Genomic DNA, 19,081 nt, shown 5'->3' on the forward strand with positions numbered 1-19,081 from the left:
CGAGAGTCAGCGGCCTGGTCGCCTGGAGGGCACGATGAGCGAGACCCGGTCCGAAGCCACGGCGATCGCGGACACCGCCGCCGCGGACACCGACCTCGCTCCGACGCGCCAGGACTGCGCCCAGGAGAAGCCCGTCCCCGCGGAGGCCGCCGCCGCGAACACCGACCGCGCGGGTACCGACCCCGCTCCCGCCGACCTGGACTCCGTCCAGGAGAAGTCCGACCCCGCTGACACCGACTCCGCGGACTCCAGCACGGCTCCCCCGCCCCAGGAATCCGTAAAGGAGGAGCCTGTCCCCGCGGGCGGGCCCGGCTTTTCCGGCGACGGCGCCGAGGTGCCCGCGCGCGGTGAGGATCTGGCCACCGACCTGTCCGGCCTGGAGCCGATCGGCGCACGCCACGACGACGCGCGGCACGACGACGCGCGGCACGACGACGCGCGCCACGACGACGGGTCCACCCCACCCGTCGCCAGGGCCAGGTGGCGCGGCCCGCGCCGAGGCGCGGCACGGGCCACATCCGGCCGGTCGAGGCGCCTCGTGGTGCCGGTGCCGGCGGTCATCGCGCTCGCCGTGCTGGTGGTACTGGCCGGCGTCGCTCTTCCCCTCGCCCTGCGTACCAACCACCAGAGCGCCTTCCTGGCCTCGAGTGGAACCGACGTCGCCGATGGCACCGCGACCGCGGCAGCTCCGCCGGGCAAGGCCAACGACGCCGCGGAAGGCGCCTCGGACGGCGTGCCGGTCGTCGTCCTGGGGCAGGACTCGGCCCAGCCGGGCCAGAGCCCGCCAGGCACCGGGTCGCCCGTCGGCGGACACAGCACCGCACCGTCCAGTGGCGGCGCGCGCCAGACAGCCAGTCCGAATGTCCAGCAGCCCGGCGGCAGCGGCGGCTCGGGCGTGGGCACCGACCCCCAGCACACCGCCGACACCCCGGCGACGCAGGCGCCGGGTACGCCGGGGACAGGGGCCCAGCCGGTCACGGTCACCGCGCCCTCGGTGCCTCGCGATGTCACCCTGACCAAGCTGCCGCCCCAGGCGAGCGATCCCACCGGGCACAACCTGGTGTCCTGGAGCCCGCCGGCGGACACGGGCGGCGCGGGTGTGGTGGTCGACTACATCGTCCGGGTCACCATCTCGGCGGACAACGCCACCTCCGTGAACAGCTACACGGTGACGGGCACGAGCTACCTGCGGAGCAACGCGTCCGGCCGCGACCCGTACACCAAGATCACCGTCGCGGCACGCAATTCCGCCGGCCAGAGCGCCGAGGTGGTCGTCTACCGAGGCAGCGGCCCAACGGACTTCACCACCGTGGCGCCCCTGACCCCGTCCCCGGCCCCGTCCGAGGCCTGAATTACCGATCGCTCAGTCGATCCGTCGTGATCGCCCACGACCGATTGCCATCTTCTTGGATCGTTGTCACCGCGTTGCCAACATGGCGACGAACGCCCCGGGGTGCGCCGACCGTGCGCCGTTCCATGCCGCATCCTGAGATCCGGACGCGTCGGGGCGCGGGCACCACCTGGCTGGAAACGGGGGCGACGGGGGTCGTGTTTTCCGGACGCCGCATTCTTCGTCCGCACACATAATTTGCCAGTGCCGGTGGGTAGCGCGCGGGAGGCGTCGCGTGGAACCGGCGTTCTGGTTACACGGGGGGCACGATGAACGAGGTCCAGCCCAAATCCGCGACGGGCACGGACGCCGCCGCGGACGCGGGATCCATCCAGGCGGGGGCCGCCGCCGAGCCGGGGTTTCCGCTGCGCGGCGGGGATCCGCGACTGATCGGCAGATACCGCGTTCTGCGGCTGCTCGGCGAGGGCGGGATGGGCTCGGTATTCCTGGCGGAGTCGCCCGAGGGACGCCGGGTCGCGGTGAAGGTAATCCGTTCCGACTACGCACGGGTGCCGGAGTTCCGAGCCCGGTTCGGCCGCGAGACGACGCACGTCCGGAGGGTGGCGAAGTTCTGCACCGCCGAGGTGGTCGACGCCGACCCGGACGCGGAGCTCCCCTATCTCGTCACCGAGTTCATCCCCGGGCCGACCCTGGGCGAGGCCGTCGCCGCGGGCGGCCCGCTGGCCGAGGGCGACCTGGAACGCCTTGGCGTCGGCATGGCCTCGGCCTTGACCGCGATTCACGCCGTCGGTATCGCGCACCGCGACCTCAAGCCGTCGAACGTGCTGCTCGGGGCGTCGGGGCCGCGCGTCATCGACTTCGGCATCGCCTCGGCGCTGGGCGCGACGACGATGGTCAGCCAGGACGTCACCCGGATCGGCACACCCGCCTACATGGCCCCCGAGCAGATTCGCGGCGGCAACGTGGGAGCGGCCGCCGACATCTTCGCGTTGGGCCGGCGTCATGCTCTATGCCGCCACCGGACGGCCCCCGTTCGGCGAGGCCGAGCCGCTCGCGTTGCTCTACCGGGTCATCCATGACGAACCGGACCTGACCGGTGTGCCCGATGGGATCGTCGAGCTGGTGCGGGAGGCGTTCCACAAGAACCCCGACGAGCGCCCCACCGCGACCGGCCTGCTGCTGCGCCTGCTCGGCGACGCGGAACCCATGGCCGACCAGTACCCGGCCATCGTTCGCGCCCTCGGCGGCTGGCGCGCCGGCGCGGCGGGCGTCGACGCGGCGGGCGTCGACGCCAGCTCACCCGCGGCGGCGCCTGGGGGCATCCGGCTGACGAAGTCCGCGACTGGGCCGCGGACCGCGCGGCAGGTGGTTCCGGCCGGCACAGGCACGGGTACGGACGTGTCGGATCACCCGACGTTGTTCGCCGGGTCCACGTCATCCGGCGCTTCTGGCAGGTCCGGCGCCGTGGCGTCAGGCGACGATCCGGCCGGCGAACTGTCGGGGCTGGAACCGGTCGTCGCGCCGCCCGGCGGCGGAAGGTCACCGTCCCTCCCGGGACGGCGTGGGTCGCGGATCCTGCCAGGCCTGGGAGCCGCCAGGAGGGCGGACCGGTCGAAGCGCCTCGCGCCGGCGATCGTCGCGCTCGTCGCGATGGTGGCGCTGGCCGGCGTCACCGTCCCGCTTGCCCTGCGTGCCTCCGATCGTGGCACCTACCTGACGTCCGACGGGCAGGGCCTCACCGGCGGCGCGACCGTGGAAGCGCCGCCGGGCAAGGGCCGGAACGTCAGGGACGACGGAGAGACGACCGGAGGCGGCGACGTTCCGTCGCCGGGCGGTGCGAACGCGATCGGCGCCGCGGGGCGGGGCCCGGTGCGCTCGGGCCAGAGCCGCCCGGCCGGCGGAACCACCTCGGGCCAAGGCGGTGCCTCGCCCTCAAACGGCGGCGCGGGCCAGTCCGCCGGTCCGGGCCAGTCAGCCGATTCGGGCCAGTCGAACGGCTCAGGCCAGGCGGGCGGCGTCCAGCCGGGCGGCGGCGGGAACACGGGCGGCGGACACGAAGGCGACTCGCCGGCCCTGCACGTACCCGGCACGCCGGGAATGCGGGTCGTATCGGTGTCAGGCGGAGTACAGGTGACGATCACGGCGCCCTCCGACGGGGGCACGCCGTCGACCTACGTCGTCACCGCCGACCCGGGCGGCACCAAGTCGCTGTCGTCCCCCGGCACCGTCACCATCCAGGTCGACGGCTGCGCCCGGACGACCGTCAGAGCCAGTGCCAGCAACGCCGCCGGCACTTCCCCAGCCGCGACGTCCACCGCTCTTGGCTGCGTGCAGCCCTCCGTGCCTCGCGATGTCACCGTGACGAAGGTGTCGCCATCGGGGAGCGATCCTACGGGGGACAACTTGGTGACCTGGGCGTCTCCGGCGGAGACCGGGGGCGCGGGTGTGGTGGTCGACTACATCGTCCGGGTCTACATGTCAGCGAACAACACCATCTCCGTGAACACTTACACGGTGACGGGCTCCAACTATCGGCGGACCAACTCAGCCGGCCGCGACCCATATTTCAAGATCACAGTCGCGGCGCGCAATCCCGCCGGCCAGAGCGCCGAGGTGATCGGTTACGGCGGCAGTGTCCCCACGGACACCAACACCGTGACGCCCTGACCTCGGACCAACCGAAGCCTCGGATGACGGCGGCTCGTCGCCCGCGGTGTGATCAGGTCCCGTCCTGGACCGTGGTCGCGCAGACCGGGGCGTCGGCGGGGCTGTAGGTGGAGACGCCGGCCTTGTTGAAGGCCCGGACCCGGAAGCAATACCGGGCGCCCCGGTCGAGGTCGGCCAGGACGAAGGCGGTCCTGTCCGCCGCGACGTCGTGCGTCGTGGTGCCGTCGTCGACCGTGAACCCGGTCTCGTCGTCGGAGTCGTCCTGCCAGCTGACGATGATGGCGATCGTGCTCAACGCGACGGCCGTGACGTTGCTGGGCGGGGACGGCGCGGCGGGCGTCGTCGCGCAGACGGACCGTTCGGGCGGGCTGTACGCGGACGCGCCGGTCGAGTCACGGGCACGCACCCGGACGCAAAGCGTGTCGCCGGCCGCCAGCCCGGACCAGACATAGACCACGGAACCGGTCCCGGTGTGCGCCGGGACGTTCTTCTGCCGGCCGGAGCCGCCGTCGATGGTGAACCCGGACTCGGTGCCCGAGCGGTCCGTCCAGGTGATCTTGATGCTGTTCTCGTCCTGGGCCGTCGCCGCGACGTCGGTCGGCGCGACGACCGGGCGCGGCTGGCTCGCCGTCGGGCCGGGCGACGATCTCGTGACGGTAGGCGTCGGCGTCGGCGTGGCGGTCGGCGACGGCGACGGCGGGGTTCCAGTGGGTGTCGGCGAGAACGTCGGGCTGGTGGCGCCCGTTGGACTCACGGTCGAGGTCGAGTCGGACGGGGGCTTCTCGGTGTACCCCAAGAGGCGCGGTACCAGCATGGCGCCGCCGATCGCGACGGCCAGCAGCGCCGCGACCAGCATCAGGGACAGCGGCCGGCGAGGCCGGAGCGGTCGGTACGGCCGGTACGGTCCCGGCACCGACCCGCTGGCGGGCGGCGGGCGGCCGTCGCCACGCCCCGGACCCGCCGGGGCGCCGCTGGTGTCACCCCACGAGATCCGCTCGCGCGGTGCGGGCACGGCGCCAACAAGGCGCGCAGGCCGGAACCGGTCGGCGGCCATCGCCGCGGACGCCGCGCCGGCTCGTTCCGTCCCTCGTTCCATCAGGCCGGCGCCGCCTGGTTCCGTCGTGCCGGCGCCGCCTGCTTCGGTCACGCGGGGAACGGCGGCACCCAGCGAGCTGGCGACCCGCGAGGCGGCATTCCGCCCGGCGGCCGCGGAGGTCGTGTCACGCAGGGCCACGCGGGCGGCGACGCGGACGGGGTCGTCCAGGCGGACGACGATCCCGGACCTGGCGAGCCAGTGCTGCCCGTAGGCCCGGGTGGCGGCGACGACGAGGTCCGCCGCGAAGGCCTGCGCGGACGGCTGGCGCTCCGCCGGGGTCTTCGCCAGCGCCCGCATGATCACAGCAGCGACCGGCCCGGGCACACCGGCCGGCGCCGCCGGTGTGCCTCTCAGATGGTCTCTGAGCAGGTCCGAGCCGTCGGAGTCGAACGGCGGGTACCCGGCGAGCAGCTCGTACAGCGTGACGGCCAGCGCGTACAGGTCGGTCGCGGGCAGCTGGCGCCCACCGGTGATCTGCTCGGGTGCCATGTAACCGGGCGTGCCGACGAAGGTGCCCCTGCTCACGCCCGTCGTCGTGAGCAGCTTCGCGATGCCGAAGTCGGCGACCTTCACCCGGTTGTTCGGGTCGGTGAGGAGGTTGGACGCCTTGATGTCCCGGTGCAGTATTCCGCGGCTGTGGGCATAGGACAGCGCTTGGGCGACGGATACCCCGACGGCGCAGGCAGCCGGTCCCGACAGGTCCGAACGTCGACGCGACAGCGGCCCACCGGCCATCATTTCCATGACGAGGGCGTACATGTCGTCCTGCTCGACGTAGTCGAAGATCTGGACGATGTGCGGGTGGTCGAGGCTGGCCAGTGTCCGCGCCTCCGTGTCGAACGAGGTCCGCGCCCCGTCGGAGGACAGGCGCAGCACCTTGATCGCTACCTCCCGGTCCAGGCGGCGGTGCCGGCCCGCCATCACCAGTCCGAAGGCGCCGGAGCCCAGTTCGCGGCCCAGGTCGTAGCCCGACAGCATCGCCGCGAGCAGCGTCCGGTCGATGGTCACGTCGCTCCGCCGATCGACACCCGGCCCAGCCCCGGCCGGCGGGCGCGGCAGCGCCCCGGCCGGCGCGCCCGACGAGGCCCCGGCCGGGCCGTCTCGACCGTCGACGCGGCACGCCCCGTCATACGCCCCCCAGATCTGGCGAGGTTCGGCGACCTCTGGTGAGAAGGGAAGGACCGCATGCTCGGACGAGCCCGGCCCGGCAGGTCAAGATGGTAAGAACAAGTGAGCACGCTGAAGACGATGTCGACCACGGGTTTTCACGGACCGGTATTTCCACGGGGACGCGGCCTGCCTGGGTAATGCACACCTGGGGATTTCCTCGCCCCCGGTCGTGGCCACCGTCGGCCGGTGGTTCGCGTGGCGTGAGAAGGCGGGCGGCGCTCGGGTGGACGATTTCGTGGGGCGTGCGGCGGAACTGGCTGTTCTCGCGGACGAGCTGGAGCGGGCGCGATCCGGCAGGCTGCGGGTGGTCATGGTGGAGGGTGAGCCCGGCGCCGGCAAGACCACGCTGGTCCGCCGCTTCCTCGACGGGCTGGGCGACGGCTGGGACACCGGCCCGCGGGTGCTGTACGCCAGCGGCGACGAGGCCGAGCGGTCGGTGCCGCTGGGAGTGGTGGCGCAGCTCGCCGCGGGTCTCGCGGACGAGGCACCGCCGCCGCTGGACCAGGTGGCCCGCGCGGGCACCGACACGGCCGACCCCATGCGGGTCGGCGGCGCGCTGGTGTCGCTGGTCGGCCGGTGGGGCGCGGCCGGACGGCTCACCGTCGTCGTGGTCGACGACGTCCCGTGGGCGGACATCCCGTCGCAGCAGGTGCTGGCCTTCGCGCTGCGGCGGCTGCGCGCGGACCCGGTGCTGTGCCTGTGCACGGTCGCGACAGGCGCGGCGGCGGTGCCGTCGGACAGCCTGCGCAGGCTGTCGGCCGAGGCCGGCCGGCGGCTGCGCCTGGCGGGACTGCCGGTCGAGGCGATCCGCGCGCTGGCCCCGGCGGTAGGGGTAGGCCCGATCTCCGCCAGGCTCGCCAAGCGGGTGCACGACCTCACCGGAGGCAACCCGCTACATGCCAGGGCGTTGATCGAGGAGCTGCCGGCGGAGGTCCTCGCCAGCGACGGCGAACGGTTACCCGCGCCGCGCTCCTTCGGCCTGGTGGTGCTGGGACGGCTGGCCGGCTGCCCGCCACAGACGCAGCGGCTGGTCGTCGCCGCGGCGGTGCTGGGCCGCTCCTGCCCGCTCGCCGACGCCGCCCGGTTGGGCGATGTCGACGACCCGTTGACGGCTCTGGAGCCGGCGGTCGTGGCCGGCCTGCTCACCGAGGTTCCCGACGGCGCGGGCATGCGGGTCGCGTTCGGGCACCCGCTGGTCCGCGCGGCGATCTACCACGACCTCGGGCCGGCGCGGCGCGGCGCGCTGCACCGCCAGGCCGCGCTGGCCGTCGAGGACCCGATGGCCCGGCTGCGCCACCGGATCGAGGCGACCCCACTGGCCGACGAGGATCTGGCGGCCGACGCCGCCGCCGAGGCCGCCGCCCAGGCACGGGCGGGCAGGTGGGCCGCGGCCGCCGACCTGTGGCTCGCCGCCACCCGGTTGACCGCCGACGCGACCGGCCGGGACGAGTACCTGACGAACGCGGTCATGGTCGGCCTCTATGGCGGGCAGATCGAGGCGGTGACCCGCGCGGCCGCCGCCGCGGGCCCGCTCGCGGATCCGGCCCGGCGGCACTTCGTGTCCGGAGCGCTCGCGCTGGTCCACGGCGACTCCCCCAGCGGCACGGCCGCGTTGCGGCGGGCCTGGGCCGAGCTCGAGCAGACGCCGCGGGTGCCGCTCGCCCGGCTCGTCGCCGAGTCCCTGGTGATCGCCCTGTTCCGGCATGGCAGCTACGACGCGGCCGCCACCTGGGCGGAGCGGGCCGCCAACGCGGACGAGGGCGCGGCGCTATACCCTCCGTATGTACTCGGCTACCTGATGGTTGCCGGCAACCTGCACTGCGGCCGGGTGGAGCCCGCCCGCGTCCTGGTCGACGCCGCCGCGGCACGGCTCGGTCCGGACCAGGCGGACGGCGCGGCCGCCGGCGCGGTCAACCTGACGCGCGGCATCCTCCTGCTCACCCTGGATCGACCGATCGACGCGCTGGCGGAGCTGCGGCTGGCCGCGGCCAGGCTGCGTCGCGACCAACCGACCCTCGGCATCGGGCTGTCCGCGCTGTTCGACCTGGCGGTCGCGGAGTACCACCTGGGCCACTGGGACGACGCGGTCGCGCACGGCGCGCTCGGCGCGTCCATCGCCCTCGACAGCGAGCAGGGCTGGCTCGCCGGCCCGCTGCTCTGTTGGACCGTCATACCGCTCGCGGGGCGCGGGGCCGCCGAGGCCGCCACCTACCTGGGACAGGCGGAGACCGTCTTCGCCGCCAGCGTCGACCCGGCGCCGGAGCTGCTGGTGATGGCGCGAGCCTGGGTCGCGCATGCCGCCGACGACCATGCCGCGACGGCGGCCGCCCTCGCCTGGTTCGCCGGCCTGACCGCCGGCAGCCAGGATCCGATCGAACCGACCGCCCTGCCGTGGCGGCCCCTGTACGCCGGGGCGCTCGCCCGCCTCGGCCACCCCGACGAGGCTCACCAGGTTCTCGTCCCGTGGGAGGAGGCCGCCACCGCTCGTGGGCACCTGCGCGCCCAGCTCGCCGGCCTGCGGGCCCGCGCCGCCATCCTGCGGGCGCACGGCGACCGCCCGGGAGCCGTCCGCGCCTACCAGCGGGCCGCAAAGCTCGCCGCCGGCCTACCGGCGCCCTTCGAATGCGCCCTGCTGCAGTACGACTACGGGACGTGCCTACTCGCCGAGGGCCAGACAGCCGAGGCCGTCACCGCACTGCGCGCCGCCCGCGAGCTGTTCGCCGGCCTCGGCGCCGCTCCCTACCTCGGGCGCTGCGAGGCGCTTCTGGCGGGCCGCGACGTGCCCGGCGCCGACAGGCCGGCCCGGCCCGCCGCCGTGACCGGCGGCCTCACGGCCCAGGAGCTCAACGTCGCCCGGCTGGCCGCCGACGGCCTGTCGAACAACGAGATCGCCGACCAGATGGTGCTGTCCGTGCGCACCATCGAGTTCCACCTCGGCAACGTCTACGCGAAGCTCGGTCTGCGCCGCACGCAACTTGCCGTCGCGCTCCAGCAGCGACCGCCGGTCGGATGAGCCTCACGCGGATGAGCCCCACGCGTACGCCCACGGCCAGCCCCGTGGAAAACCCCGTGTAATCCCCGGTGCCAGCGGCGGCCTCTGGAAGCTACCGTCAGGCCCTTCGGTCGACCTCGCGGCACAGGTCGAACTCCGCGCCCCGCGGAAGGAACCCTCACGATGCGGGTCATCGTCACGCTGCACCGCGCCACCGACGGCCGCCCCCACGGCGACGTCCGGCTCGACGGCGACCAGGACGTCCACCCGTTCTCCGGGTGGATCGAGCTCCTTCAGCTCCTCGAGCAGGCAGCCGTGCCGCCGCCGGCCGTCGGCACCACCGGCTGACGGGATGGGACGGCGCTGGGTCCGACGCACGAGATCGAGAGGTGCGGTTGGCCGGCGATGACGCTCAGTAGATGCCGGGGATGATCCGCCAGCGCACGCGAGAGCGGTACTCGTCCCAGAGCGCGCCGTACTTGGCGGCGCAGCGGCGGTCGTCGTCGATCTGGCGCGGCACGAGCAGGCCGACGTAGTAGAGGGGGTACAGCCAGGGAACGGGATCACCGGGCGCGCCGAGCGCGAGTGTGATGCCGGTGGCCATGAGGATCTCGCCGAGATAGTTGATATGGCGGGCGGCGCCCCAGAAACCGCCGCAGAGCAGCGTGCGTTCGCCGTCACTGACCGCGCGCGGCTCAAGCAGGCCGAAGGCGCGGGCGGTGGGATCGCGCTTGAAGAGGAACTTCTGCATGTTCGCCCCGCGCGCGAGCGTCCAGCCGGCGGCGAAGACGACGCCGGCGAGGACCAGCAGCCAGGCCGGCGCGTGCGGGTCGGGCTCGTCGGCCCGCGCCCAGAGGCCCACGCAGTAGAAGTACGGGTAGAAGACCAGGCAGCCCCAGCCGAGCTTGAAACCCACGCGCTCGGCGAAGAGGTCGTATGTATAGAGGTGGACGTTCTCGAAGGTGAGGTAGTCCACGACGAAGTAGGTCAGCAGCCCGGCCGAGAGCGCGATGGCGGCGCTGAGGTGGCCGGTGGCGAGACGCTGGTGGGCGGCGAACGACAGAACGTTGAGCTCGAGCAGTACCGCGCCCACCAGGTAGAGCCACATCTTCGCGTCGACCCTGCCGCCGCGCCAGCGCGGGTTCTCGCGGCGCCCGAGGTAGAAATCGGCGACGGGCGGCTTCCCGGTCGCCGCGGCGGGCAGGACGAGGGCGGCGGTGAACAGCAGGCCGAAGACGCAGGCGCCTGCGAGCTCGGCCCAGCGGTGGCGCCAGAGCTCGTCGGCCGGCACCGCGCTCACGGCGACGAGCAGCACGGCGATCCCGACCGCGGCCACGAGGACCACGAGGCCGTTGAGTCGGTAGCGCAGCGGTTGGCCGCGATCGTCGCGCACGTAGCCGTCGATCCAGCGGGCGGGGAGGACGACGTGCAGGGCGAGGATGGCGCCGAAGAGGATCCACGGCAGAAAGAACCCAAGGATCACGATGCGTCGAAGCCCTTCGTCGCGCGGCCCATGATGGCGGTGGCGGTGGCGCGCGGCAGCACACGGCGCATGACGAGCGCGGCGAGCTTGTTTGTGCGGCCCGGGGTCACGAGCGCCATCCGGCCCAGGCCCGCGAGGGCGGCCTCGACGACCTGATCGGGGTCGAGGGTTCCCGGCGCGTCGCGCCCCACGGTCGCGGCGTAGCCGGGCGTGCGCACGGCGCCGGCCACACAGGCGAGGACATCGACGCCGACGGGGCGCAGCTCGGCATGCAGGCTCTCGGCCAGGGACGTGGTGAAGGCCTTGCTGGCGGCGTAGGCGGCAAGGCCCGGGCCGCCCTGGTTGCCGGCCAGCGAGGACATCAGGATGACCGTGCCGCGGCGGCGCTCGACCATCGCGGGGACGAGCTGGTGGATGAGGGCCAGCGGGCCGCGAACGTTGACATCGACGAGGCGCTGGGCGTCCTGCGGCGGATGGTCCAGCAGGAGGCCCGTGAAGGAGAAGGCCGCGTTGTAGACGGCGGTGCCGATCTCGAGCCCGCTGCCGGCCGCGGCGAGGCGGTCCGCGAAGCCCGGCTCGGCGAGGTCGGCGGCCAGCGTGCGCACCTCGACCTCGTGCTTGGCGGCCAGGCGCTGTGCCGTCTCTTCGAGCGGCTTGGGGCGGCGTCCGATGGCCAGGACGTGCAGGCCGCGCCGGGCGAGGGCCTCGACCCAGGCAGCCCCGAGGCCCTCGGAGGCCCCAGCGACGACAGCCCACGGCCCATGCGGCATATGAGTGCGAAACGCGGCCATATGAACCAACTTTATCCAGGGCATCCCGCCTTGCGCCGCCGGCTGATGGGCCGGCCCACGTCCCGTGGCGCTATTTGAGGGTGCCGTCGGTGACCTTGGCGCGCAGGTCTGAGCGCGCCGCGGCCGTCAGACGCGGATGGGAGTCCGGGCCGAGCGTGGAGGTAACGGCGTATTCCGGGCCGGCGTGCCACGACTGCCCGCTCCGGGGAGGATCTGGGGCATGCGCATCGTAGGCGTGGCGGAGTTCGGGGGCCTGGTAGCCCGGTACCTGGGGAAACGGTCCGAGGGGGCGGCGGGCACGGCGCCGCTGGTGGTGGCGTCGGGGAACTTCGCGACGCCGGTGGTCGCGCTGCGGGCGGTGAACGACGCGGTCGAGGCGTACCGGCTGTTCGCGATCAACGCGCAACGCGACCTGCCGGTGCGAGCGGGCATCACCTGCGTCACGCCGTTCGTCGGCCCGGGGATGCGCGGCCAGCCGTCGCTGGAGTACGTGCCCTGCCGGCTCAGCCTCGTCCCCCGGCTGCTGGCGACCACGCACCGCCCGGACGTCGTCGTGCTGCATACCAGTGCCCCGATCGACGGCAAGGTGTCGCTGGGAACGGAGGTCAACGTCCTGCCGGCAGCGGTCGAGGCGGCGCGCGCCTCGGGCGGGCTGGTCGTCGCGCAGGTCAACCCGCGGATGCCTTACACCTACGGCGACGGCGAACTGAGCGTGGAGGCGGTGGACCTCGCCGTCGAGGCGGACGTCCCGCTCGCGAGCCCGGCGGCGGTGTCGTCCAGCGCGGCGTCCGACGCTGACGGCGTGCGGGCGGCGATCGGTGAGCGGGTGGCGGCGCTGGTACCCGACGGCGCGACCCTGCAGCTCGGCATCGGCGCCGTGCCCGACGCGACGCTCGCCGCGCTGACCGGCAGCCAGGGCCTGCGGATCTGGACCGAGACGTTCTCCGACGGGGTGCTCGCCCTCGACCGGGCCGGCGCGCTGGACGCCGGGGCCGAACTCGTCACCAGCTTCGTGTTCGGCTCCGCCGAGCTCTACGCCTGGCTCGACCGGAACGCCCGGGTCCGGCTGCTGCGCACCGAGACGGTCAACGACCCGGCCGTGATCGCCCGCCAGCCCGCCATGACCTCGATCAACACCGCGCTGCAGGTCGACCTGCACGCGCAGGCGAACGCCTCCTATGTGCGCGGGCGGATCTACTCCGGCTTCGGCGGCCAGCCGGACTTCGTCACCGGGGCGCTGCACGCCAGGGGTGGCCACGCGATCATCGCGCTGCCCAGCTGGCACGCCAAGACCGCCACGTCGACCGTCGTCGCGGACCTGTCCGAGCCGGCCACCAGCTTCCAGCACAGCTACGTCGTCAGCGAGCACGGCGCCGCGAGCCTGTGGGGCCGGACCCACCGGCAGCAGGCTGACGGCATCATCCGCCACGTCGCCCACCCGGCCGCCCGGGAGGCGCTGACGGAACGGGCCGCGACCTGGGACGCCGCGGGAACCGCACCCGGCGGCCCGCCGCCGGGCAGCGTCCCCACCGCCCGCGTCCCCGGCTCCCGGTTGGCGGACCCGGCCTGACACCTGGAGTGGGCTTCCGGAGGCGCGCTTCGCCACTTTCGCCCGTCCCGCGGCTCGGCACGGTTCCACCGTGCGCCAGCGTCAGGTGAACCCGAGGGGCCGGTGACCTGCCGGCCGGCCCCTCGGCACGGGCGGTTGGTACGGGTCCATGGGAGTAACACGCCTTTCATCCCCCGGTCGCCGACGGGGGACGCTGGAGGTGACGAGGCGGCAAGCGTCCGCTCCTGAGGACGAGAGGGGGCAGAGATGCCGTGGACCCACGAATGGGCGATGTGGCTGCTGTACGTGGTGGTCGTCCTTTACCTGCTGAGGCCGCCGTCCCTGCGCAAGAAGTGAGCGACCTGGCGGGCCTGACCGCGCTGGTCTCGTCGCTGCGGACCGACCTGGTCACGAGCTCCCGGCGGTACGCCGACGAGATCGCGCAGGTACACCCCGCGCACCGGCGGGACGCCGAGAACCTGCTGCACTACCTGGAGCTGCGCGGCCACGACATGCGTGAGCCGCAGGAGCGGCTGACCGACCTGGGGCTGTCGTCGCTGGGCGGGTCGGAGGGGAACGTCCTGGCGACGGTCGAGGCGGTGCTGACGGCGCTGCGCGCCCTGGCCGGCGAGGCGCCAGGGCCCGCCGTGCCCGATGGTTCCCCCGCCAACCCGGCCACCGGCGACCCGGCCACCGGCGGGGTCCCGACGTTCGCCGAAAGCCGCGAGATGCTCATCGCGAGCACCGAGGCGCTGCTGGGCCCGACGCCGGCGGGCCGGTCGACCCGGATCATGGTCACCCTGCCGGGGTCGGCGGCCGACGACTTTCCGCTGGTGCGCGCGCTCGTCGAGCGGGGCATGGACTGCGCGCGGATCAACTGCGCGCACGACGAGCCGCGTGACTGGGCGAAGATGATCGCCAACGTGCGGAAGGCGGCGGCCGAGATCGGGCGGCCGTGCCTCGTGGCGATGGACCTCGCCGGGCCCAAGCTGCGTACGGGGCCGCTCACGGCGGGACCCCGGGTCGTGCGCCTGCGTCCCGCGCGCAACGCCTACGGCCGCGTCACGGCGCCCGCGGAATGCTGGCTGGTCGACGCGGCCCCGCCGACGGCGGGCGCGGGCGCGGGCGCGGGCGCGCCGGATGATCCCGCCCTGGATGTCTCGTCGTCACCGTCGCCGGCCGACGCGCCGTCCCGCGACGAGGTCCCCGCGGGCGCGGTCACGGTGCCGGTGCCGGGTGCCTTCCTGGCGAGGCTGCGCCCGGGCCACCAGATCCGGCTGCGCGACACCCGTGGGGCCCATCGTTCGCTGCGGGTCACCGAGGTGACGGCCACCGCCGCCCGGGTCGAGACCGACCAGACGACCTATCTCGGCGTCGGCACTCCGCTGCGGGTCGACCTCGTACCCGGGGCCGCGATCGCGGCGCTGTCCGGCCGGCCGACGCTGTCCGCGGGCATCGGTGAGCTGCCGGCGCTCGAGCAGGCACTGCGGCTGGGCGTGGGCGACGAGCTGGTCCTGACTCGTGACCTGTCGCCGGCACAACCGCCCGCGCCCGGTGACGTGGCGCGCATCGGCTGCACGCTGCCGGACGTGTTCACCCAGATCCGCGCTGGTCACCGTGTGTGGTTCGACGATGGGAAGATCGGCACGGTCGTCACCGACGTCGGGCCCCACGACCTGCGACTGCGGGTCACCGACGCCCCGCCCGCGGGCGCGCGGCTGCGCGCGGGCAAGGGCATCAACCTGCCCGACACCGAGCTGCCGATCTCGGCGCTGACCTCGAAGGACGAGGCGGACCTGGCGTTCGTCGCCGTGCACGCCGACATCGTGTCGATGTCGTTCGTGCGCGACCCGGACGACGTCGCGCGGCTGCGGGCCGTGTTGGCCGCGGCCGGGCGGGCTGACATCGGCATCATTCTGAAGATCGAGACGCTGCGCGCCTTCGCGAACCTGCCGCAGCTGCTGCTCGCCGTGCTGCGCGAGCGCCGCGTCGGCGTCATGATCGCCCGCGGTGACCTGGCGGTGGAGTGCGGCTACGAGCGGCTGGCCGAGCTTCAGGAGGAGATCCTCTGGCTGTGCGAGGCGGCCCACGTGCCGGTCGTCTGGGCGACGCAGGTCCTCGACCAGCTGGCCCGCACCGGGCGCCCGACGAGAGCCGAGATCACTGATGCGGCGATGTCCGGGCGCGCCGAGTGCGTGATGCTCAACAAGGGCCCGCACATCACCGATGCCGTCACGGTCCTCGACGACGTCCTGACCCGCATGAGCGACCACCAGCACAAGAAGTCCCCGCTCCTGCGCGAGCTCCGCTCCTGGCACACCGGCCCCTGATCGCCAGCGGCGCCGGCCCCCGCGGACTGCCGCGCGCTCGTCGGCGGTCGCCCGAGAGCGCGGCGGCCGGCGGCGCTACTTCAGGGTGCCGTCGCTGACCTTGGCGCGCAGGCCAAGGCGGTTGAGCTTGCCGGACGGCAGCGTGGGGATGTCGGCGCTGGTCGCGACGATCCAGCGGGTGGGGACCTTGTAGCTGGAGAGCTGCTCACGGGCGCGGGCCGCGAGCGACCCGACGTCGAGGTCGCCGGACACCGGGACGACGACGGCGCACACCTCCTCGCCACGGGCCGGGTGATCGACGCCGAGGACGACGCACTGCGCGACGTCACCGAAGGTCTCGATCACCGCCTGGACCTCGAGCGGCGAGACGTTGGCGCCGGCGGCCTTGATGAGCTCGCTGGTGCGGCCGACGTAGAACAGGCGCGGGTCGCCGTCCTTGCGGTAGACCTTGTCGCCGGTGTGGTACCAGCCGTCCGCGTCGAACACGTCGGCGCGTTCCCGCTTGTTGTAGCCGGTCATCACGCCGGTGCCGCGAATGAGCAGCTCGCCGATGGTGCCGGTCGGCGTCGGGCTCCCATCGTCGTCGACGATCGCGGTGTCGGTGAAGGCGAAGCTGCCGGCGGTCTCGGTGAGGCTGCGGTGGGTCGGGAAACCGTCCGGCACGTCGTTCATCGCGAGATCCAGCGGGCCGCTGGTCAGCAGGGGGGCGCTGCTGAGGTCCCGCTCCGGGAACGTCGGATGCTCGCGCAGCTGCTGGGTGAACGCCGGCCAGCCGACGATTCCGTTCGCCCGCTCGCGCTCGGCCAGGTCGAGCGCCGCCCCGGCCTCCAGCCGTGGGAGCACCAGCAGGGTGGCCGGCTCGTGCAGCGCGCCGGTCGCGGCGAGCAGGCCACCGATCCAGAAGAACGGCATCGCGCAGAGCACTTTCGGCGCGCCCGCGACACCAGTCAGGTGGTGAATCGCGGCCGGCCACGTCGAGGTCTGGCGGACGACCGTGCCGTGGGTGTGCAGCACGCCCTTCGGGTCCGCGGTCGAGCCGGAGGTGTGAATCATGATGGCCAGGTCGGCGGGGGTGACCTCGTCCTCGACGGCCGCGAGGATCTCGGGGCTGGCCAGCGCCGGGCCCTCCTCGCCCCAGGAGCCCGCTTCCCAGGCGTCCGCCCACGGCCGGTCGGACGCGGCGGTGAGCACGATGCGGCGCAGGTATGGCGCCGTGGGCAGCTGGAGGCGCGCGGACTCCTGGCCGGACAGGCCGGGAAGCGCCGCCTCGAACCGTTCGGCCACGTCGATGGTGAGCACCTGGGTGGGCGCGACCAGCAGCCCGACGTCGGCGAGGCGCAGCACCTTGCCGATCTCGGCCGGGGTGTACAGCGTGCTGAGCGGCACGGCGACCGCGCCGACCCGGGAGACGGCGAGCCACCAGGTGACCCACTCGGTGTCGTTCGTGAAGAACAGCCCGACCCGGGAGCCCTTGCCGATCCCCGCGCCGAGCAGCCAGCGCGCGGCGGACGCGGAACGCCGGTCGGCCTCGACGTAGGTGAGCCGGTCGGTCGGCGTGATGACGTACGGCGTGTCGCCGAACTCGCGCACCGCGCGCCCGAGCAGCTCGGGAATGGTCGGCCGCCCGAGCGGCTCCGATGGCACCATGCGACCACTCTCCCCGGGAGCGAATCACAGCAGCGAATCACAGCGGACGCCTCCGGTGCACGGTCTCTGGGCCACCCGGAGACCGTGCACCGAGGTCGGACCGCGCGCCGCGACGGAGCGTGACATGATCGCCGAGAGGTCTGGAAGACGGCGTCTGGTTCGTCAGGGGGAATGTCGGGTGGCCGGGCGGGTGGGGTTCTTCGACGCGGAGACCGGCGGCGAGCTGGTGCTGGTGCTGCGGCGTTACGGGAACGAGTTCCAGATCATCCGCCAGTTCGGCTACTGGGACCCGAAGTACGACGAGCCGTTCGTCGTACCGGCCGACCCGGAGACGTTCCTGACCGACCTGGCCTCGATTCCCTCGGTGTTCGCCTGGCTCGTGCCCGGGCTGGGTTCCCACCTGCCCGCGGTCCTGTTGCACGACGGCCTGGTGATCGCCGACGGCGAGCCCTCCATCCCCACCCACCTCGGCCCCCCGGTCACCCGGGAGGAGGCCGACCGGATCCTCCGGGATGCCATGAGGGAGCTCGGCACGCCGGTCATCCGGCGCTGGCTGATCTGGACCGGGGCGGAGCTCGGGACGCTGTGGGTCGCCCGGCGGCACCGCTGGTGGTGGCGGATCCTGGCCACGCTCACGGTCACCGCCGTCGTCGCGCTCGGCAGCCTGGCGACTCTGGACCTGTTCGACGTGTGGAATGTGCTGCCCTGGATGGGCGACCGTCCGTGGTGGGTGGAGCTGCTGTCCGGCGCGGCGGCCGCGGTCGGGCTGCCGGCGGCGCTGTCGGTCCTCTGGGGGCATTACTGGCGGGTCGCCGCGATCACCGGCATCGCGATGGCGCTGCTGCTGCACGTGACCCTGGCGGTGATCGTCGTCTCGGGCGTCTACTGGGTCCTGGAGAGGCTCGTCTCCTGGCCCGAGGGCCTCAGCCCCAACGTCGCGAAGAACCTCGCCAACGTGCCCCCTGGAACGCGCGACGCCGGCGAGCCGCCGGGCGCGCCCGACTCGGCGCCCGACTCCACGCCCGACTCGGCGCCCGCCATCCCGGTCGAGCCGGGACGGCGGGCGGAGCCCACGGAGCCGTCGTTCTGAGCGCTGGTGTGCTGAGCGCCGGCGGCTACTGGTCGGTGAGTTTGTCGGCGATCTGGTCGATCAGGCCCTGCTCGGTGGTGGGCGGCGGCACGTCCTGGACGTTGGTGACCTGCAGCTCGACGGCCACCTGGCCGACGTAGAAGTAGACCGTGTCGACGACGTAGCCGTAGGTGCCGTTCTCGTCGGTGACGCCCATCGAGGTCCGGACGAACGCCGTGGCGCCACGCGGCGGGGCCGGCGTCTCGACAGAGACGATCTCGTAGGTGAACCCGCTCGAGTCCGCGCCCGCGAGCGCCTTCTCGAGGCCACCGCGGTAGCAGTCGCCGAAGCGCGGGCTGGTCACGATCTCCGCGTTCTGCCGAATCTGCTCCGCGGGCAGGATCTTCGCCCGGCTGGAGGCCTGGAACTCTGATTCCTCGGTGTTGACGAAGGTGTCGCCGTTGGTCTCGTCGGACGGGGCCGGCGGGTTGAAGTCGTTCACGCCCACGCACCTGGCGATCTCGGCCCGCGTCGCGCTGTTGCCCGGGTCCTCGTCCTCGACGCCACCCGAGCTTTCGAAGCCCTCGGTCTCCGCCCCCGCGGTGAGCACGTAGTCGCCCGCGCGCAGCTGGCGGGCCGGCGCGGCGGTGGTCGGCGCCGGCGCGCTCACCGGCGCGCTCACCGCCGGCGACGTCGCGGCCGGGGCAGCCGTCAGCCCACCGTCCTGACACGCCGTCGCGACGACCGCCAGGGCCGCCGCGGCCAGACCGCCACACACCGCCCGGCGCATGCGCCGGGCGTCTCCGATGCCGTGCACCGCTACCTCCGAAAGTCGGTCCAGCCGTCCGCGGCTGGCGATAACCCCCGTTATCTACGGTCGACAATGCACGAGCAAACGGCACCTTGGCCAATATCATGAATGTCATCCGCCGGACA

At 73.5% G+C, this 19,081-nt stretch carries 13 protein-coding genes; 8 read left to right on the forward strand and 5 right to left on the reverse strand.

The window, feature by feature from the left end; all coding sequences use genetic code 11:
* The first annotated feature begins 34 nt into the window (after positions 1–34).
* The 3 genes from FRCN3DRAFT_RS0232335 (at position 35) to FRCN3DRAFT_RS55510 (ending at position 4,018) form a co-directional block, all read left to right on the forward strand.
* On the forward strand, positions 35–1,351 hold the full coding sequence (locus FRCN3DRAFT_RS0232335; RefSeq protein ID WP_007515791.1) for a fibronectin type III domain-containing protein: 1,317 nt from the start codon (positions 35–37) through the stop codon (positions 1,349–1,351).
* A gap of 308 nt (positions 1,352–1,659) precedes the next feature.
* Positions 1,660–2,430 carry a serine/threonine-protein kinase gene (locus FRCN3DRAFT_RS56715; RefSeq protein WP_007515790.1) on the forward strand — a complete coding sequence of 257 codons (771 nt, stop codon included), beginning with the start codon at positions 1,660–1,662 and terminating at the stop codon, positions 2,428–2,430.
* Complete coding sequence (locus tag FRCN3DRAFT_RS55510) at positions 2,354–4,018, forward strand: fibronectin type III domain-containing protein (RefSeq protein WP_027141134.1); 1,665 nt, start codon at positions 2,354–2,356, stop codon at positions 4,016–4,018. Before FRCN3DRAFT_RS56715 ends, FRCN3DRAFT_RS55510 begins: the two co-directional genes overlap by 77 nt.
* A gap of 52 nt (positions 4,019–4,070) precedes the next feature.
* On the opposite strand, the gene FRCN3DRAFT_RS50050 is transcribed toward FRCN3DRAFT_RS55510, so the two are convergent.
* Positions 4,071–6,122: a protein kinase domain-containing protein gene (locus FRCN3DRAFT_RS50050; RefSeq protein WP_007515787.1), complete on the reverse strand. Its 2,052-nt coding sequence runs from the start codon at positions 6,120–6,122 to the stop codon at positions 4,071–4,073.
* A gap of 385 nt (positions 6,123–6,507) precedes the next feature.
* Here FRCN3DRAFT_RS50050 and FRCN3DRAFT_RS0232355 point away from each other — a divergent pair, with 385 nt between their 5' ends.
* Both FRCN3DRAFT_RS0232355 and FRCN3DRAFT_RS54455 read left to right on the forward strand, forming a co-directional pair.
* Positions 6,508–9,297: a helix-turn-helix transcriptional regulator gene (locus FRCN3DRAFT_RS0232355; RefSeq protein WP_071042177.1), complete on the forward strand. Its 2,790-nt coding sequence runs from the start codon at positions 6,508–6,510 to the stop codon at positions 9,295–9,297.
* Positions 9,298–9,459: 162 nt separating this feature from the next.
* Positions 9,460–9,624 (forward strand): hypothetical protein, encoded by a 165-nt coding sequence (locus FRCN3DRAFT_RS54455; RefSeq protein WP_007515785.1) that lies wholly within the window; start codon positions 9,460–9,462, stop codon positions 9,622–9,624.
* 64 nt (positions 9,625–9,688) lie between these two features.
* Here FRCN3DRAFT_RS54455 and FRCN3DRAFT_RS0232365 read toward each other — a convergent pair whose 3' ends face one another.
* Complete coding sequence (locus FRCN3DRAFT_RS0232365) at positions 9,689–10,759, reverse strand: phosphatidylethanolamine N-methyltransferase family domain-containing protein (protein ID WP_007515784.1); 1,071 nt, start codon at positions 10,757–10,759, stop codon at positions 9,689–9,691.
* Entirely contained in the window at positions 10,756–11,550 is a 795-nt protein-coding gene (locus tag FRCN3DRAFT_RS0232370) for an SDR family NAD(P)-dependent oxidoreductase (RefSeq protein ID WP_035925454.1), read from the reverse strand. Before FRCN3DRAFT_RS0232370 ends, FRCN3DRAFT_RS0232365 begins: the two co-directional genes overlap by 4 nt.
* 220 nt (positions 11,551–11,770) lie before the next feature.
* On the opposite strand from FRCN3DRAFT_RS0232370, the gene FRCN3DRAFT_RS0232375 reads away from it, so the two are divergent.
* Positions 11,771–13,120 (forward strand): acetyl-CoA hydrolase/transferase family protein, encoded by a 1,350-nt coding sequence (locus FRCN3DRAFT_RS0232375; RefSeq protein WP_007515782.1) that lies wholly within the window; start codon positions 11,771–11,773, stop codon positions 13,118–13,120.
* 332 nt (positions 13,121–13,452) lie between these two features.
* Entirely contained in the window at positions 13,453–15,429 is a 1,977-nt protein-coding gene (locus FRCN3DRAFT_RS0232385) for a pyruvate kinase (protein WP_007515781.1), read from the forward strand.
* Positions 15,430–15,504: 75 nt separating this feature from the next.
* Here the strand turns inward: FRCN3DRAFT_RS0232385 and FRCN3DRAFT_RS0232390 are convergent, their stop codons facing one another.
* Positions 15,505–17,076, reverse strand: coding sequence for a class I adenylate-forming enzyme family protein (locus tag FRCN3DRAFT_RS0232390; RefSeq protein WP_007515780.1), 1,572 nt, complete (start codon positions 17,074–17,076; stop codon positions 15,505–15,507).
* A gap of 178 nt (positions 17,077–17,254) precedes the next feature.
* Here FRCN3DRAFT_RS0232390 and FRCN3DRAFT_RS50055 point away from each other — a divergent pair, with 178 nt between their 5' ends.
* Positions 17,255–18,166, forward strand: coding sequence for a DUF1353 domain-containing protein (locus tag FRCN3DRAFT_RS50055; protein ID WP_007515779.1), 912 nt, complete (start codon positions 17,255–17,257; stop codon positions 18,164–18,166).
* 25 nt (positions 18,167–18,191) lie between these two features.
* On the opposite strand, the gene FRCN3DRAFT_RS0232400 is transcribed toward FRCN3DRAFT_RS50055, so the two are convergent.
* A complete protein-coding gene (locus tag FRCN3DRAFT_RS0232400) occupies positions 18,192–18,962 on the reverse strand; it encodes a hypothetical protein (RefSeq protein WP_007515778.1) in 771 nt (256 codons plus the stop codon).
* Positions 18,963–19,081: the final 119 nt, after the last annotated feature.

Origin of the sequence: Pseudofrankia saprophytica, from assembly GCF_000235425.2 — a bacterium.
Taxonomy (GTDB): domain Bacteria; phylum Actinomycetota; class Actinomycetes; order Frankiales; family Frankiaceae; genus Pseudofrankia; species Pseudofrankia saprophytica.

Bases quoted from the DNA above. Each gene is read 5' to 3' on its own strand.
- FRCN3DRAFT_RS0232335 (WP_007515791.1), top strand. From the start codon at position 35: ATGAGCGAGACCCGGTCCGAAGCCACGGCGATCGCGGACACCGCCGCC.
- FRCN3DRAFT_RS56715 (WP_007515790.1), top strand. From the start codon at position 1,660: ATGAACGAGGTCCAGCCCAAATCCGCGACGGGCACGGACGCCGCCGCG.
- FRCN3DRAFT_RS55510 (WP_027141134.1), top strand. From the start codon at position 2,354: ATGCTCTATGCCGCCACCGGACGGCCCCCGTTCGGCGAGGCCGAGCCG.
- FRCN3DRAFT_RS54455 (WP_007515785.1), top strand. From the start codon at position 9,460: ATGCGGGTCATCGTCACGCTGCACCGCGCCACCGACGGCCGCCCCCAC.
- FRCN3DRAFT_RS0232370 (WP_035925454.1), bottom strand. From the start codon at position 11,550: ATGGCCGCGTTTCGCACTCATATGCCGCATGGGCCGTGGGCTGTCGTC.
- FRCN3DRAFT_RS0232375 (WP_007515782.1), top strand. From the start codon at position 11,771: ATGCGCATCGTAGGCGTGGCGGAGTTCGGGGGCCTGGTAGCCCGGTAC.
- FRCN3DRAFT_RS0232390 (WP_007515780.1), bottom strand. From the start codon at position 17,076: ATGGTGCCATCGGAGCCGCTCGGGCGGCCGACCATTCCCGAGCTGCTC.